The sequence below is a fragment of the Actinomadura sp. genome, assembly GCF_044508335.1.
Classification (GTDB): Bacteria; Actinomycetota; Actinomycetes; order Streptosporangiales; family Streptosporangiaceae; genus Spirillospora.
The window spans coordinates 5,299-20,000 of the sequence record NZ_JBIQHY010000014.1; the positions used below are offsets into that span (position 1 = coordinate 5,299).

The window sequence follows — 14,702 nt, forward strand, 5'->3', positions numbered from 1 at the left end:
AAGGACCCGGCCGCGCGCCCGGCGGACGGCCCGCTGTCGGCCGGCCCGCTGTCGGATGGCCCGATCTCCATGCCCGACGCGGCCCCGCTCGGGCTCCCCGCGCTGCCCGGAATCGGGTGACGCGCACCCTTCCGTCCAGCGCGCACAGGGGCGTTCCGCGGATGCCGCCGCATCCGCGGAACGCCCCTTTCGCATGCCGAGCAAGCGATTGTTATATGTCCGAGATCACACCTTCCATGGTTAGTAAAGAAGATCTACAAACCCAGTGACGGTGTGAAGTCGGTCAACTGCCCAGCGCAAAGATCAGGGTGACAAACCCCACAAACTAGGGCCCTACGTCTTGATTCACGCGAGACGCAACGTACGGTCAAGGACTTGTGCGGCGCTTTAGAGATCAAAAGTGAAGATGCCTTTCCCGCCGCACCTGCCGGACGCCGGACCGCGATGACGCGGACGCGCCTGAGAGAGCGGCGCGGAGCCGGGCGAGCGAGCCCGCGGGCGGCGGAGGACTCGGGGACGAACGAGGTCGCCTGAGCACGCCGCGAGACGAACCGGGCGTCCGGGGTCCTGTCCCCTAACAAAGGACTCCTCTGTGGGTAGCCCTGTAAGGCGCCTTGTCCGAGTGCGCCTGCGCACCGTCCTGATCGTCTCCGGAGCCGCCGTCGCCGTCCTGGCGGCGGGCGCGTTCGCGCTGGTGAACGGCGGCGGAACCGCAAGACCGGCGCGGGCCGCGCAGACCGCGCCGCCGGCCGCCGACCCGCTGGCCGGGCGGCCGGAGGCCGACCCGCCGCGGGCGAGCCGCGGCAGGCCGCGCTCGCCGGAGCCGGCGAAGTCTCCGAAGAAGAAGGCGCCCAAGTCCGACACCAAGGTGGCGCACCTCGCGAAGCCGGAGAAGAAGACCGGGAAGAAGAAGTCCAAGGTCCTCTCCTCGGGCTCCTGCCAGGCCTCCTACTACTGGGAGGGCCAGATGACGGCGAGCGGGGAGCCGTTCGACCCGGACGAGCTGACGGCCGCGCACAAGACGCTGCCGATGGGCTCCAAGGTCCGCGTGACGAACAAGAACAACGGCCGCTCGGTCGTGGTCCGCATCAACGACCGCGGCCCGTACGCGGGCGGCCGCTGCCTGGACCTGTCCAGGGCCGCGATGAAGAAGGTCGGCGGCACCGGGGCGGGCGTGATCCCCGTCCGGTACGAGGTCCTGTCCCGCGGCTGATCCGGAAGAACACCACCCGCCCGGCGGGCGCCCGAGCGTGCCCGCCGGGCGGCGGATCAGCGCCGCTGCCCGGCGACGGCACCCGGACGCTCATCCGGGGAGCCTTCGCCGGCGGCCGGCCGGGCGCCGTCCCGGGCGTCCTCCGGCCGCTCGCCCGCCGCCGTCCGCTGATCGCCGGCCCGGGCCAGGCGGGCGCGGAACCAGTCGGTGAGGGCGGTGTCCACCTGGACGGCCTCGGTGATGGGCGGGCGCGGTTCGGTGCCGGGCTCGGCGGCGAGCGCGTGCCCCATGCGGAACGCGGTGGATTCGACGGGCCCGGTTCCGTGCCGCCGCAGGGCGTCGCGCAGGGACGTGATCTCCCTGGCGGGGACGACGCGGTCCTTGGCGCCGCCGATGAGCAGGAGCGGGACGTCCCGCCCGGCGAGGCCGCCGGCGAGGGAGCCGAGGTCGAGGCGGTCGGCGAGTTCGGTGGCGTGGGCCGTCCAGTCCCGGTCGCGGCCGGACCGCTTCTCCACCGCCCGCGCGGCCCGCGACGGGGCGACGACGGGCGCCACGAGCGCGGCGGCGCTCACCGGCACGGTGCCGCGCAGCACGGCCAGCAGCGCGGCGGCGGCACCCGCGCTGAACCCGGCGAGGGCGGCGGGGCCGTCCGGGATCGCGAGGTCGCGGCGGATCTCCGCGAGGACGTCCGGCAGCCGCTCGACGGCGTTCTCCACCGCCGCGCAGTACGCCTCGACGGCCTCGGTCTCCAGGATCGCGCCGGAGCCGAGCCCGCCGGGCGAGCGCCCCGGCAGGTCGAGGAACACCCGCCACACCGGCACGCCGGTCATCGGGACCGCCGCCGCGAGCGCGGCCGCCGTGCGGGGCGGGTCGAAGCCGGGCCAGGCCGCGATCAGCCGGGTCGGGCCCGAGGCGACCGCGTCGACCGCGGTCGGGGGCAGCGCGACGTAGGGTTCGCCTGCCGCGGTGCCGTGGACGGGACGGTTCGTGGTGTCGCCGCTCATGTCGGTCGTCAGCTCCTGCAGTGCTCGACGGGCCGTGCCGGTCGTGCTGGGGGAGGCGCCCGCGGGGCCATGCTCGCAGCGCCGGCCGGCCAACACGCCGCGAAACGCCGCAGGTCCGCCGGGGAAGTGATGAAGAACTCACCGGAAGTAAGGCGAATGGAACCGCAGCGCGATGTTCCGCAGGGCACTCCCGCGATCATTCCGGCGCCGGTGCCGGTGTGGCGCCTGTGACTCCTGACTCACGGCCGGGGCGAGGGAACATTTCCGGCGGCCGTCGCGTCGTAGATATGCGTGGGCGCCGCGGGGGCGCGCCCTCTGAACGTTCGGACGAGGAGTGCTCGTGGACAGGAAGCGCAGTGCGGCCGCCGCCGGGCAGGCGTGGCGGATCTACAGCGAGACCCTGCAGCCCGACGCACCCGGCCTGTGGGAGCGGGTCCGCGCCGTCCCCCGGATGCTGAAGGCCGTCCTGCGCGGGCAGTACAAGGGCATGTCGTTCGGGACGCTCGGGCTGCTCGCCCTGGGCCTCGTCTACATCGTCTCCCCGATCGACGCCATCCCCGACGTGATCCCGATCGCGGGCATCGCCGACGACACCGGCCTGGCCCTGTGGCTGGCCGCCGTGCTCGTCAAGTCCGCGGGCGACTTCGTCGCCTGGGAGCGCGGCGGGCGCCCCACCGTCATCGTGGGCGAACCCGTCGACTGACCCGCCGCACCTGGGGCCCGGCCGCGTCACGCGGTCGGGCTCAGCTCTTTCGCGAACCGCTCGGCGGCGTCCCGCATGATGGGCACGACGTCCGGGACGGCCTCGCGCGTCATGCGCCCGGACGGGCCGGACACCGAGATCGCCGTCAACGCCGGCGCCCCCGGCAGCGGCACCGCGACGCAGCGGACGCCGATCTCCTGCTCCTCGTCGTCCAGCGCGTAGCCCCGCTCCCGGATCCGCCGCAGCTCCCCCAGCAGCGCGTCCGGGTCGGTGAAGGTGTTGGGGGTGTGGGCGTCCATGCCCGTCCGCGCGAGGATCTCCCGGACCCGCTGGTCGGGCAGCTGCGACAGCAGCGCCTTGCCCACGCCGGTGCAGTGCGGCTGGACGCGCCGCCCCACCTCGGTGAACATGCGCATCGAGTGCTTGGACGGCACCTGCGCGACGTACACGGCCTCGTCGCCTTCGAGCACCGCCATGTTGGCGGTCTCGCCGATCTCGTCCACCAGCCGGGCCAGCACCGGCCGCGCCCACGTGCCGAGCAGCCGGCTCGCGCCCTCGCCCAGCCGGACGAGCCGCGGCCCCAGCGCGTACCGCTTGGAAGGCTCCTGCCGCACATAGCCCTGGTTCACCAGCGTCCGCATCAGCCGGTAGATCGTCGGCATCGGCAGCCCGGAGACCTCCGTCAGCTCCGACAGCGCCATCTCGCCCCCGGCGTCGGCCAGATGCTCCAGCAGATCGAACGCGCGCTCCAGCGACCGAACGGCCTCCGCCACCCCGGGTCTCCTCTCCCTCGCACCCCACCCGATTCTACGGAGAACCGATTTCACTGTGCGAAAGCGGGGGAGTTGCCAGAGTGAGGCACGTTACTCCGCTCGACGATGTGGCAATAACAGTCTGTGCCCGGCGCCGCGGCGCCGCCCCCCTGGCAGCCATGCAGGACACCGCTGGGGGGAACGGTGAGGACACGCTGGGGCGCCATCGCGGCCGGCGCCGCACTGGCCGCACCGCTGGCACTGGCGAGCCCGTCCGCCGGCGCCGCCCAGCCCGCCGTGCGGCTGGCGATGGACATGACGACCTCCACGGCCACCACCACCGGCCCCGGCTACGCCCTCACGTACACGATCCGCGTCCACGCCGAAGGCGGCGTCGCCCACGACACCACCCTGCGCCTCACCGCCGAACGCCCCCTCTCCTGGACGCGCCACTCCCCGGACTGCGCCCGCTCCGCCACGTCCCGCCAACTCCGCTGCGCCCTCCACGACGTGGCCGAGAAGCCCCTCGCACGGACGGCCACAGTCCGTATCCCCGCCTCGGCGATGTCGTCCACCAGGCCACTGAGCGTCGTCGCGGTAGCGGACGCCGCGAACGCCCCGCACCGCACGATCCGCGCCCTGTTCGCCCTCTCCACGCCCCCCTCGGCCCCCAATGCGACCACAAGCAGTACCTCGGCGGGCATCGAGACGCCATCGAGTAGTCACTGCGCGGGGAGCGCATCCGGAAGCCCGTGTCCGTCTGCGCAGCCGTCCGGCCCGAAGCCGACGGCGAGCGGCAGCACATCGCCAGCAGGGTCGCCGTGCACGGACGGCGGGCCGTGCCCCATATCGACCCCGTCGAGCGCTAAGCCGTCACCGAGCAGTCATTGCACGGGGAGCAAGGCGAGCGCGGGTAGCAGATCGTGTCCGTCGGCGGAGCCTTCTGGTCCGAGGCCGACGGCGAGCGGCAGTGCGTCACCGACTGGGGTGTCGTGTCCGGGCGGCGGAGCGTGCCCTGCGCCGAAGCCGTCGAGCGCTAAGCCGTCACCGAGCAGTCATTGCACGGGGAGCAAGGCGAGCGCGGGTAGCAGATCGTGCCCGTCTGCCGAGCCTTCTGGTCCGAGGCCGACGATGAGCGGTGGTGCGTCACCGAGTGGGGTGTCGTGTGCGGGCGGGGGAGTGTGCCCTGCGCCGAAGTCGTCGGGTGCTAAGCCGTCGCCGAGCAGTCATTGCACGGGCAGTGCGGCGAGCGCGAGCGGAGGACCGTGCCCGTCTGCGCAGCCGTCCGGCGTGAAGCCGTCTCCAAGCGATCACTGTGCGGGGAGTAAGGCGAGTGCGGGCGGGAGGCCGTGTCCGTCTGCGGAGTCTGGACTCAAGCCGACTGTGAGTGGCGGCCCGTCGCCGACCGGGGTGTCGTGTGCGGGTGGGGGAGTGTGTCCTGCGTCGAAGTCGTCGGGTGCCAAGCCGTCACCACGTGGCCATTGCGTGGGGAACAAGGCTGGTGCGGGTGGTCGGCCGTGTCCGGCTGGGCAAGCCTCTGGGCCGAGGCCGTCTGGTGCTGGTCACTCGTCGGCAGGGGGGTCGTGTGCGAGCGCCGGGGCGTGCCCTGCGGCGAAGCCCTCCGTAGCTTCGGGTGGTCACTGCACGAACGGTCGGGTGCGTGGCGGGCCGTGTTCGGCCGGGGTCCCTTCGGGGCCGAAGTCGTCGGGCGGCTCCGGGGGGCCCGTCCCAGGGGGTGCGGGCGGTGCGTTCGAGGTGCCGGATCTGCCTACCGTGTCGCCGCCTCGGGGGGCCGTGCTGCCGCCGGTGAACGCGCCCGCGGGACCGGTCGTGGCGCCTGGGGAGAGCCGGATGACGCTGGTGGCCCCCAGCGGGATGCAGGAGTCGGACGAGACGGACTGGGCGGTCGTCATCGGCATCGCGCTCGTGGCCGAGATCGGCCTGCTGTGGGGCGCGGCCTGCGTCGGGCTGATGAGGCGGCGGCTGGCGCTGAGGAGGGCCTTGTCCGGTGGGTGACGCCCGCCGCGGAACGACGGGAACGGTGGGGATGCCCATCGCGGACAGCCGTATTGACGGACGAGCCATCCCAAACCGGGTCAGGTGTCAGTAAGCTGACCGCCTGACAGTAAACGCGGTCGTGACGGACAGGGGATCCGGTATGTCAGACGCGACGCTGCAATGTCCGAAGTGCGAGTCCGAGCTCGACACCCTTGAACGCCACGGGGTCGTGATCGAGGAATGCCCGGGATGCAAGGGCGTGTTCCTCGACCGCGGCGAACTCGAGCAGCTGATCGACGCCGAGAGCCGCTACCTGGCCGAACTCCCGGACGAGGTGAACCCTGAGACGACCTACCAGGGACGGCACCGCAGGGGGATCATGGAGCAGATCTTCTCCGCGGACCGGTAGGCTTCCGCACGGTCGGTGACCGGGTGGACGCCCGCATGTGAAAGGGGATTTCCTCTTGTCACAGGGGTGACAAACCGGGCGCCACCGAATGTGACCGCGGGCTAATATCGCTCACTGACTACCATCCGGTAGCTTGACGATCATCGCCGGTCGCCGGGGGGCGTCCAGACACAGCCGTCCGGCCGACGCACCTCCGCCGATGGCGCCCACCCGTATCGCACAGGGTCCCGTCCGGCCCGTCCCCTCGGGAGAATGATCAATGGCATTGGGCTCGCTGCTTCCCGAACTCCTGCCCGGCGGCTCCGGCCGCACTCCGCTGATCGAACGGGTCGCGAGGTGGGCGAGGGAGAAGCCGGACGCCCCCGCCTACACGTTCGTCGACTACTCGGTCGACCCGGCGGGCGCGCACGTCACGGCGACCTGGGCGGAGACGGACCGGCGGGCGCGCGCGGTCGCGGCGACGCTGCGGCAGGTCACCGGGCCCGGTGAGCGGGCCGCGCTGCTGCTGCCGCAGACGCTCGAGTACATGATGACCATGCTCGGCGCCATGTACGCGCACGTCATCGCGGTGCCGCTGTTCTCCCCCGACCTCCCCGGGCACGCCGACCGGCTGATCGGCGCCTACACCGACGCCGAGCCCGCGGTGATCGTCACGACGCGGAGCGCGCTGCCGCACGTGGAGAAGTTCCTCGCCGACCACGACGTCCCGCAGCCGAAGGAGATCGTGTTCGCCGAGGAGATCGACCCGGCGCTGGCCGGCCGGTGGGAGGACGAGCCCATCGCGTTCGACGACCTCGCGTACCTGCAGTACACGTCGGGGTCGACGCGCCGGCCGGCCGGCGTGGAGATCACGCACGGGAACGTGACGGCGAACGCGGCGCAGCTGTGGGCCGGGTGGGCGCCCGACCGGCCGACCCCGGAGCTGGTCAGCTGGCTGCCGCTGTTCCACGACATGGGGCTGATCGCGACGATGGCGCTGCCGCTGGTGAACGGCGACCACGCGATCTACACCGACCCGGTGTCGTTCATCATGAACCCGCTGCGCTGGCTGCAGCTGATCGCGGAGCGTCCCGGCAAGAACGTCTACACGGCGGGGCCGAACTTCGCCTACGAGTACGTCGCGTCGTCGGTGCCGCCGGAGAAGATCGCGGAACTGGACCTCTCCGGGCTCACGACGTGCCTGAACGGCGCGGAGCCGATCCGCCCGTCGACGCTGTCGATGTTCGCGGAGGCGCTCGCGCCGGCGGGGCTGCGGCCGAGCGCGCAGGCGCCGGGCTACGGGCTGGCGGAGGCGACGGTGTTCGTGTCCGCGGCCGCCGAGGACGTCCCCCCGAAGATCATCTCCGTGGACCGGGAGGCGCTCACGCAGGGCGAGCTGCGGCTCGCCGAGGGCGGGTCGGAGCTCGTGTCGTGCGGCCGCCCCTACGGGCAGCTCGTCGCGATCGTCGACCCGGAGACGCGCCTGGAGCAGCCGGACGGCCGCGTCGGCGAGATCTGGGTGCACGGGCCCAACACGGCCCCCGGCTACTGGCGCAACTCCGAGCGCAGCCAGGACACGTTCGGCGGGGAGCTGCGCGAGCCCGGCGACCTTCCCGCCGGGCCCTGGATGAAGACCGGCGACTACGGCGTCGTCCACGAGGGCGAGCTGTACGTCACCGGCCGCATCAAGGACCTCATCATCGTCGACGGCCGCAACCACTACCCGCAGGACATCGAGGTCACGGCGCAGGAGGCGCACCCCGCGATCCGCCCCGACCACGTCGCCGCGTTCGCGCTCACCGGGGAGGAGACGGAGCGGCTGGTCATCGTCGCCGAGCGGAACCGCCGCGTCCCGCTCGGGCGGCTGGACCCGGACGAGGTCGAGGCCGCGGTGCGCGGCGCCGTCAACGTCGAGCACGAGATGAGCGTCCACGACTTCGTGCTGATCGAGCCGGGCGGCGTGTCCCGCACGTCCAGCGGGAAGATCGCGCGCGCGGCGACGCGGCAGCGCTACCTTGACGGCGAGCTGCCGACGACCGCGGCGCGCCTGGCGTCCCGCAAGTAGCTCGCATCCGGGGCGGCCCGCCGGCCGCGGCGACACAGGAGGATCATGCTTTCGGGGCTGGGGCGTCTCATCCACCGGCGACGCTGGACCAGCCTTGTGCTGATCTTGGTGATGACCGCCGTCGCCGGCGTCTGGGGCCTCGGCGTGTTCGCCAAGTTCAAGGAGGGCGGCTTCGAGGACCCGGACGCGTCCTCGACGCTCGTCGCGAAGCTCGGCGCCACCTACTTCGGCAGCACCAACCCCGACGTGCTCGTCCTCTACTCCAGCGACACGATGACGGTGGACGACCCGCGCTACGAGGCGAGCGTCGTCACCACCGTCGCGCGGCTGCCGAAGGCGAACGTCGAGGAGATCATCTCCTACTGGTCGTTCGACGGTAAGGCGGCCGACGCGTTCGCGTCGCACGACCGGCGCAAGACGTTCGTCGCGGTGAAGCTGCGCGGCAAGGACGGCGCGGCCAAGACCGAGGACTACCACGCCATCAAGGAGCGGCTGGCGGCGCCGGGCCTCACCGTCCAGTACGGCGGCAGCGTGCCGCTGGGCGAGGAGTTCGGGCAGCAGGTCGTCGCCGACATCGTGCGCGCGGAGCTGATCACCGCGCTGCCGCTGCTCATCCTGCTGATGATCCTGTTCGGCGCGTGGATGGCGTCGCTGCTGCCGATGGCGGTGGCGATCTTCTCGACCATCGGCGGCCTCGCCGTCCTCCATGTGGTGACGTATGCCGCGGACGTGACATCGTTCGCGCTGGAAGTCGTCACGATGATGGGCGTCGGCCTGTCGATCGACTACTCGCTGTTCATCATCAGCCGGTTCCGCGAGGAACTGGAGCGAGGCATGTCCGCGCAGGGGTTGCCACCTGGGAAACCCTGGAAACGGGAACGCGACAAGGCGGCGCGCAAGGCCGCGAAGAAGGCGTACAAGGCGGACCTGAAGCCGATCCGCCAGGCGGCCCTGGCCGCCACCATGGCGACGGCGGGCCGCACCATCATCGTCAGCGGCGTGACCGTGTCGGCCGCGCTCGCGGGGCTCCTGCTGTTCCCGCAGATGTTCCTCCGGACGATCGGCCTCGCCGGCATCGCCACCGTCATGGTCGCCGTCTTCGGCGCCACGGTGCTCCTCCCGACGCTCCTGGCGCTGCTGGGGCCGCGCGTCGAGATCGGGCGGATGCCGTGGCGGCGGCCCACGGCCAAGCGCGCGCGGCGCGACCCGGAGAGCGGCTTCTGGTACCGGCTGGGCCGCAGCGTGATGAAGCATCCGCTGCCGTACTTCGCGGTCGTGCTCGTCATCCTGGGCGTGATGTTCGTGCCGTTCCTGAACGTCCAGTTCGGGAGCGTGGACGCGCGGGTCCTGCCGAAGAGCAGCCCGACCCGCCACGTGGTGGAGACGGTCAAGAAGGAGTTCCCGAACGGTTCCGCGGAGCCGATCGACGTGGTCATCTCCGGCGACCTCATCCCGCGCGACTGGACGCCCGCCAAGAAGGACGACCCCATCCCGCCCTACCTGGAGGAGTTCCGGCGGCGCCTGGCCAAGCTCCCCGGCGTCACGGACGCCCAGTTCACCGGCTACTCCGCCTCGTACGGGGGCGTGCGCATCTCCGTCACGCACAAGTACGAGCCGATGGACCAGCGCGCCCAGGACCTCGTGTCCGACATCCGCGGGATGAGCCTGTCCAAGGACGGCTACCCGATGCACATCGACGTCGGCGGCAGCACGGCCGCGCAGATGGACCTGATGGCCAGCCTGATGCGCACCCTGCCGAAGATGGCGGTCTTCGTCGGCGTCGCCACGTTCATCCTGCTCTTCATGTTCTTCGGGTCGATCGTGCTGCCGCTGAAGGCGATCGTGATGAACGTCCTGTCGATCGGCGCCTCGTTCGGCGCGATCGTGTGGGGCTTCCAGTACGGGCATCTCGCGGGCGTCCTGGACTTCACCCCGACGGGCGGCGTCGAGGCCACCAGCATGATCCTCATCCTGGCGGTCGTGTTCGGCCTGTCGATGGACTACGAGGTCTTCCTGCTCAGCCGCATCCGGGAGGAGTGGGACCTCACGCACGACAACCGGGTGGCGGTCGCGTCCGGCATGCAGCACACGGGCGGCATCATCACCAGCGCCGCGCTGCTGTTCCTCGTCGTCATCGGCGCGTTCAGCATGGCGGGCATCACCGTCGTCAAGCTGATCGGCGTCGGCATGTTCGTCGCGGTCGTCGTGGACGCCGTGCTCGTCCGGTCGCTGCTCGTCCCGGCGACGATGCGGTTCATGGGGGCGGCGAACTGGTGGCTGCCGCCGTTCCTCGCCGGCCTGCACGCCCGCATAGACCTGCGCGAGCACACCGCCGTGGCCGCGGCGGGCGCGACCGCCCGCCCGCCGCGCCTGCCGGACGAGCAGCCGTTCCCGTACGCGCTGCAGTGGGAGGAGGCGGGAGCCGCGGCTCCGGCCCCGCGGCGGCACGTGGACGCGCACGAGGCTTTCCGCCCCCCTGAGCCCCGGCCGGCCCCGCAGGCGGCCGAGCCGCCCCGGGTCGCCTTCCGGACACCGGACGGCGGCGAGGCGAACGGGCACGGCACCGCCGCCGGGGAGCCGTGGCGCCCGTGGGCGGACGGCCCGCCGCGGCCGAGGCCGCCGCAGAACCCGCGGACGAGGCGGGTGATCGTCCCGAACCCGGACGGGCCGGGCTGGTCCTGGGCCGAGGTGCCGGACGGCGACGCGCCCTGACCCGGCCGCGCGGGGAGCCGCGGGTCAGCGGGCCCGCAGCAGCGAGTCGATGACGTCGCGGGCGCGTCCGACGCCGTCCTCGGCCCGGATGCGCCGCCCGAGGTCGTCCGCGCGGTCCGCCATGTCCGGGTCCTGGACGGCCTGCCGGATCTTCGCGGCGAGCCGCGGCACCGTCATCGCGCGGAACGGCAGCGGCCTCGTCCCCGCGCCCAGCTCCGCGACGCGCTCCCCCCAGTAGGGCTGGTCGCCGAAGAACGGGCACACGACCGTCGGCACGCCGGCCCGCAGCCCCGCCGCGGTCGTCCCGGCGCCGCCGTGGTGGACGACCGCCGCCATGCGCGGGAACAGCCACGAGTGCGGGACGTCCCGGACCGCGAGCACGTCCTCGTCCGAACTCGCCGGGTCGCCCTGGACGACGCCGCGCACCCCGGCGAGCCGCAACGCCGTCCGGACGGTCAGGGCGGTCATCTCGGCGTCCTTCGGGACCATGCTCCCGAACCCCACATAGACCGGCGGGGGACCGGCCGCGAGGAAGTCCGCGAGCTCCCCAGGGGGCTCCCACTCGGGCTCGTCGAGGAACCAGTACCCCGTCAGGTGCACGTTGGGGCCCCAATCCTCGGGCCTCGGGACGACCACGGGGCTGAAGCACGCCAGCACGGGGCCGTCCGCCCGCCGCCCGCGCAGCGGCAGGCGCGGCAGGCCCAGCGTCCCCTCCCGCCACGGGTTGATGAAGGGGCGCGATAGCTGCCACGCGATCTGGTCGACCGCCCGGAAGCTCGCCCGCCTCGCCCACGGCCCGAGCGCGCCCGCCTGCGGGAGGAACGGATGCGGGAACGCGCCCGTCGGCTCGCTCGGCTGGAAATGAATCAGCGCCCAAGGAACACCGAGATGCTCACCAATATGGCGCGGAAGGAAACCGAGCGTAGGCCCAAGGATGAGATCCGCGCCTTTACAGGCGTCCGAACTCTCGGCCAGCAGCCGTTCGGCCATCGGCCCGATGATGCGCCGGAACCCGCCGAGGAACTTCACCGGATTGCGCCCGCCGGCGAGCAACTCCTGCCCGGCGTCCGATTCGAGGATCTCCGCCGGATCGGCCGTCAGCGGCGCCAGCTCCAGCCCCGCCGCGACGACCATCGGCGAGTACCGCGCGCTCGCCACGAGCCGCACCTCGTCCCCGCGCGCCCGCAGCGCGCGCCCGAGGGCGACGCAGGGCTGGATGTCCCCCCGCGACCCCGCCGCGAAGATCACGATTCTGCTCACGGTGCCTCCTACCAGGCGTCGCTGCGCGGGCTGACCCGCGGATCCTCCGCCGGGCCCTCCTCCGGGACGTAGGGCTCGTACCATCCGTCGGGCGGCGCGGGCCGCTCCCCTTCGAGCACCTCGTCCGCGGGCGGCGGCCCGCTCTCCGCATCCCGCTCCGCGCCGCTGGGATCCCAGGAGACCCGCAGCGCGGGCGGTGCTTCGGCGCCGCCGGCGTCAACCCCGGCGGCCTCCCGACCATCGGGTTCGTCGTCCGGAAGACCGTCTTCACCGGGGCTGGAGCTCCACCACCCGGAGCTCCACCGCGAGGCCGCGCCAGGCTGCTCGCCGGCTGCCGGTGCTTCCTCGGCCGCCGGCTCTTCGGCGCCCTGATCGCGCGGGAGGCCCTGCTCCGCGTCCTCGAACCCGGGCGGACGGCTCGCGCCGAGCACCGCGCCCGTCGGTGAGTCGGCGCGCGGGACGTCGTGGTCCAGGTCGGCCCGCGGCGGGTCGCCCGGCAGGGCCGGGACGCCGGATGCTCCGCGCGGCGAGGGCGTTTCGGGGCCGGTCTGGGCCAGCGCGGGGAGGGGGACGGTCGGGCCGGCGGGGTCGGAGGCGGGCAGGTCTTCCCGGGTGTTCGCCGGGCCGGGGGGCGGCGGAGGCGGCGGGGGCGCGGCGGGAGGCGCGGGCCACGGGGCCGGCCCGGCGGGACGGTCGTCGTCCTGCCAGGTGAAGCTGTCCTCGGCGGGCTTTTCGTCGTCGGCCCACCAGTGGGGACCGGGGGTGGCGGCGGGGACGGGTTCGTCCGGCACGAGGTCGTCGTGCCAGGCGACGGGGAGCGGGAGGGGCGCGTTCGGCGGGGCGGTGCTCGCCACGGCGACGGGAGCCGTGAGCGGCTCGGGCGCGGGCGCGACCAGGGCCGGGATCGGGTCGCGCGGGGTGACGGCCGGGCCGGGCTCCGGGGTATCGGGGATGACGGGGGACGACTTGCCGTGCTTCGGGCCGAGCCAGCCGCGTCGGCTGGGCAGGGTGAGGCCGCTGATCAGGCCGCCGACGAGGACGAGGACGGCGCCGAGGATGAGGCCCGAGGACGTGCCTGCGCGGAACGTCTCCAGCGCGGCGGGGCTCGCGCCCTCGTCGGGGATGTGGTGGATGAGGAGGCCGACGATAGCGATGCCGAAGGCGCCGGACGCCTCACGGATCACGTTGATGACGCCGCTCGCCACGCCGGCCCGCCGCTCCGGGACGGCCTTCAGCACGTACATCACCAGCGGCATGCCGAGGGCGGCGCCGACGCCGACGAGCATGACGCCGGGCATCAGGTCGGCGTAGCCGTCGCCGACCTGCAGCATCGAGAACAGCACCATGCCGAGGCCCATCAGCGCCATCCCCGCGCCGATCGCCGGGCGCGGCCCGACCTTGGCGGCCATCAGGAACGCCATCGGGGTCAGCACGATGATCGCGAGGGCCGGGGGCAGCATGACCAGGCCCGCCTCGGACGGCGAGAAGCCCAGGAAGCGCTGCAGGAACGGCTGCGAGTAGAACATCATGCCGTTGAAGCCGATGCCGTAGAGCATCTGCGACAGCAGCCCGCCGGTGAACACCCGGTTGCGGAAGAACCGCAGGTCGATCATCGGGTCGGGGGCCCAGCTCTCCACCACGACGAAGCAGACGAGGGCGATGGCGCCGAGCGCGAAGACGCTGAGCACGGACGGGTCGGCCCAGCCGAGCTTGTTGCCGGCCTCCAGCCCGTAGATGAACGCGAACAGCATCGTCGCGGAGATCAGCACGCCGGGCAGGTCGACGCGGGAGTGCTTGTTCTCCCCGCGCGAGGTCAGCACGAACAGGCCGAGGACGGTCACCAGGATGCCGGGCACGATGTTGATCAGGAAGATCCAGCCCCAGTGCCAGTGCTCGACGATGAACCCGCCGATCGCGGGGCCGAGCGCGGTGGCGGCGGACGCGGCGCCGATGAAGGCGATGTTGCCGATGGAGCGCTGCTTGTCGTTGCGCCCGACGGTGACCATCACCTGCGTGGCGGGGAGCACCAGCGCGGCCCCGGCGCCCTGCACGATGCGGGCGACGATGAGCACCTCGGAGCTCTGCGCGAGCCCGCAGACGGCGGACGCCGCGGTGAACGCGACCATGCCGGACGTGAACGTGACGCGGCAGCCGTAGACGTCGCTGAGCCGCCCGCCCGTGATCATCAGGCAGGAGAACATCAGGATGTACCCGGTGGCGACCCAGTCCTTGGCCGAGGACGACATGTCCAGGTCGGTCATGATGGTGGGCAGGGCCGTGAAGACCACCGTGTTGTCCATGGTGGTCATGAACGCGCTGACGGCCACCACCGCCAGCGCCCATCGGTATCGGCCCCGGGTCAACAGTCCGTACGGCGAGGGTCCGGCACCGCCGGGAAATCCGCCGCTTCCCCCTAAAAGCAGTCGTCGCTATTGTTACTATTGGTTGGCGTCCCGTTACTCAACCCTGACTCTGTGCCGGGCTGACCCAACTATCCCATCAGGCCACATTGGTTACTCCCGAGTCTTGTCATCACCGTGACAAGACGCCGGTGAGAAAAGTGGTCTGGATGCGCATCGTGAGCCGGTCAGCGTAGGACAAAGTGGT

The 14,702-nt window shown here is 72.5% G+C and carries 10 protein-coding genes; 6 read left to right on the forward strand and 4 right to left on the reverse strand.

Annotation, left to right across the window (positions count from 1 at the left end; genetic code table 11):
• Positions 1-622 precede the first annotated feature (622 nt).
• Complete coding sequence (locus ACIWVC_RS07970; protein WP_396449394.1) at positions 623-1,213, forward strand: septal ring lytic transglycosylase RlpA family protein; 591 nt, start codon at positions 623-625, stop codon at positions 1,211-1,213.
• A gap of 56 nt (positions 1,214-1,269) precedes the next feature.
• Here ACIWVC_RS07970 and ACIWVC_RS07975 read toward each other — a convergent pair whose 3' ends face one another.
• Entirely contained in the window at positions 1,270-2,217 is a 948-nt protein-coding gene (locus ACIWVC_RS07975) for a hypothetical protein (protein WP_396449395.1), read from the reverse strand.
• Positions 2,218-2,557: 340 nt separating this feature from the next.
• On the opposite strand from ACIWVC_RS07975, the gene ACIWVC_RS07980 reads away from it, so the two are divergent.
• A complete protein-coding gene (locus ACIWVC_RS07980; protein ID WP_396449396.1) occupies positions 2,558-2,920 on the forward strand; it encodes a YkvA family protein in 363 nt (120 codons plus the stop codon).
• A 26-nt stretch (positions 2,921-2,946) separates the two neighbouring features.
• Here the strand turns inward: ACIWVC_RS07980 and ACIWVC_RS07985 are convergent, their stop codons facing one another.
• Positions 2,947-3,693, reverse strand: a complete 747-nt coding sequence (locus tag ACIWVC_RS07985; protein ID WP_396449397.1) for an IclR family transcriptional regulator — start codon at positions 3,691-3,693, stop codon at positions 2,947-2,949.
• 1,830 nt (positions 3,694-5,523) lie between these two features.
• Here ACIWVC_RS07985 and ACIWVC_RS07990 point away from each other — a divergent pair.
• From ACIWVC_RS07990 to ACIWVC_RS08005, 4 genes are all read left to right on the forward strand, one after another.
• Positions 5,524-5,688, forward strand: coding sequence for a hypothetical protein (locus ACIWVC_RS07990; protein ID WP_396449398.1), 165 nt, complete (start codon positions 5,524-5,526; stop codon positions 5,686-5,688).
• Between the two features lie 142 nt (positions 5,689-5,830).
• Complete coding sequence (locus tag ACIWVC_RS07995) at positions 5,831-6,079, forward strand: zf-TFIIB domain-containing protein (protein WP_396449399.1); 249 nt, start codon at positions 5,831-5,833, stop codon at positions 6,077-6,079.
• A gap of 259 nt (positions 6,080-6,338) precedes the next feature.
• Positions 6,339-8,123: a fatty acyl-AMP ligase gene (locus ACIWVC_RS08000; RefSeq protein WP_396449400.1), complete on the forward strand. Its 1,785-nt coding sequence runs from the start codon at positions 6,339-6,341 to the stop codon at positions 8,121-8,123.
• A 111-nt stretch (positions 8,124-8,234) separates the two neighbouring features.
• The gene (locus ACIWVC_RS08005; RefSeq protein ID WP_396449401.1) at positions 8,235-10,835 is read left to right on the forward strand and encodes an MMPL family transporter; all 2,601 of its coding nucleotides are present in this window, start codon (positions 8,235-8,237) and stop codon (positions 10,833-10,835) included.
• A gap of 24 nt (positions 10,836-10,859) precedes the next feature.
• Here ACIWVC_RS08005 and ACIWVC_RS08010 read toward each other — a convergent pair whose 3' ends face one another.
• Together ACIWVC_RS08010 and ACIWVC_RS08015 are read right to left on the reverse strand one after the other, a co-directional pair.
• The gene (locus tag ACIWVC_RS08010; protein ID WP_396449402.1) at positions 10,860-12,095 is read right to left on the reverse strand and encodes a glycosyltransferase; all 1,236 of its coding nucleotides are present in this window, start codon (positions 12,093-12,095) and stop codon (positions 10,860-10,862) included.
• A gap of 8 nt (positions 12,096-12,103) precedes the next feature.
• On the reverse strand, positions 12,104-14,458 hold the full coding sequence (locus ACIWVC_RS08015; RefSeq protein ID WP_396449403.1) for a DHA2 family efflux MFS transporter permease subunit: 2,355 nt from the start codon (positions 14,456-14,458) through the stop codon (positions 12,104-12,106).
• Positions 14,459-14,702 lie beyond the last annotated feature (244 nt).

Coding starts and splice junctions, on each gene's coding strand:
- ACIWVC_RS08005 (WP_396449401.1), top strand. CDS start 8,235: ATGACCGCCGTCGCCGGCGTCTGGGGCCTCGGCGTGTTCGCCAAGTTC.
- ACIWVC_RS07995 (WP_396449399.1), top strand. CDS start 5,831: ATGTCAGACGCGACGCTGCAATGTCCGAAGTGCGAGTCCGAGCTCGAC.
- ACIWVC_RS07975 (WP_396449395.1), bottom strand. CDS start 2,217: ATGAGCGGCGACACCACGAACCGTCCCGTCCACGGCACCGCGGCAGGC.
- ACIWVC_RS07990 (WP_396449398.1), top strand. CDS start 5,524: ATGACGCTGGTGGCCCCCAGCGGGATGCAGGAGTCGGACGAGACGGAC.
- ACIWVC_RS08000 (WP_396449400.1), top strand. CDS start 6,339: ATGGCATTGGGCTCGCTGCTTCCCGAACTCCTGCCCGGCGGCTCCGGC.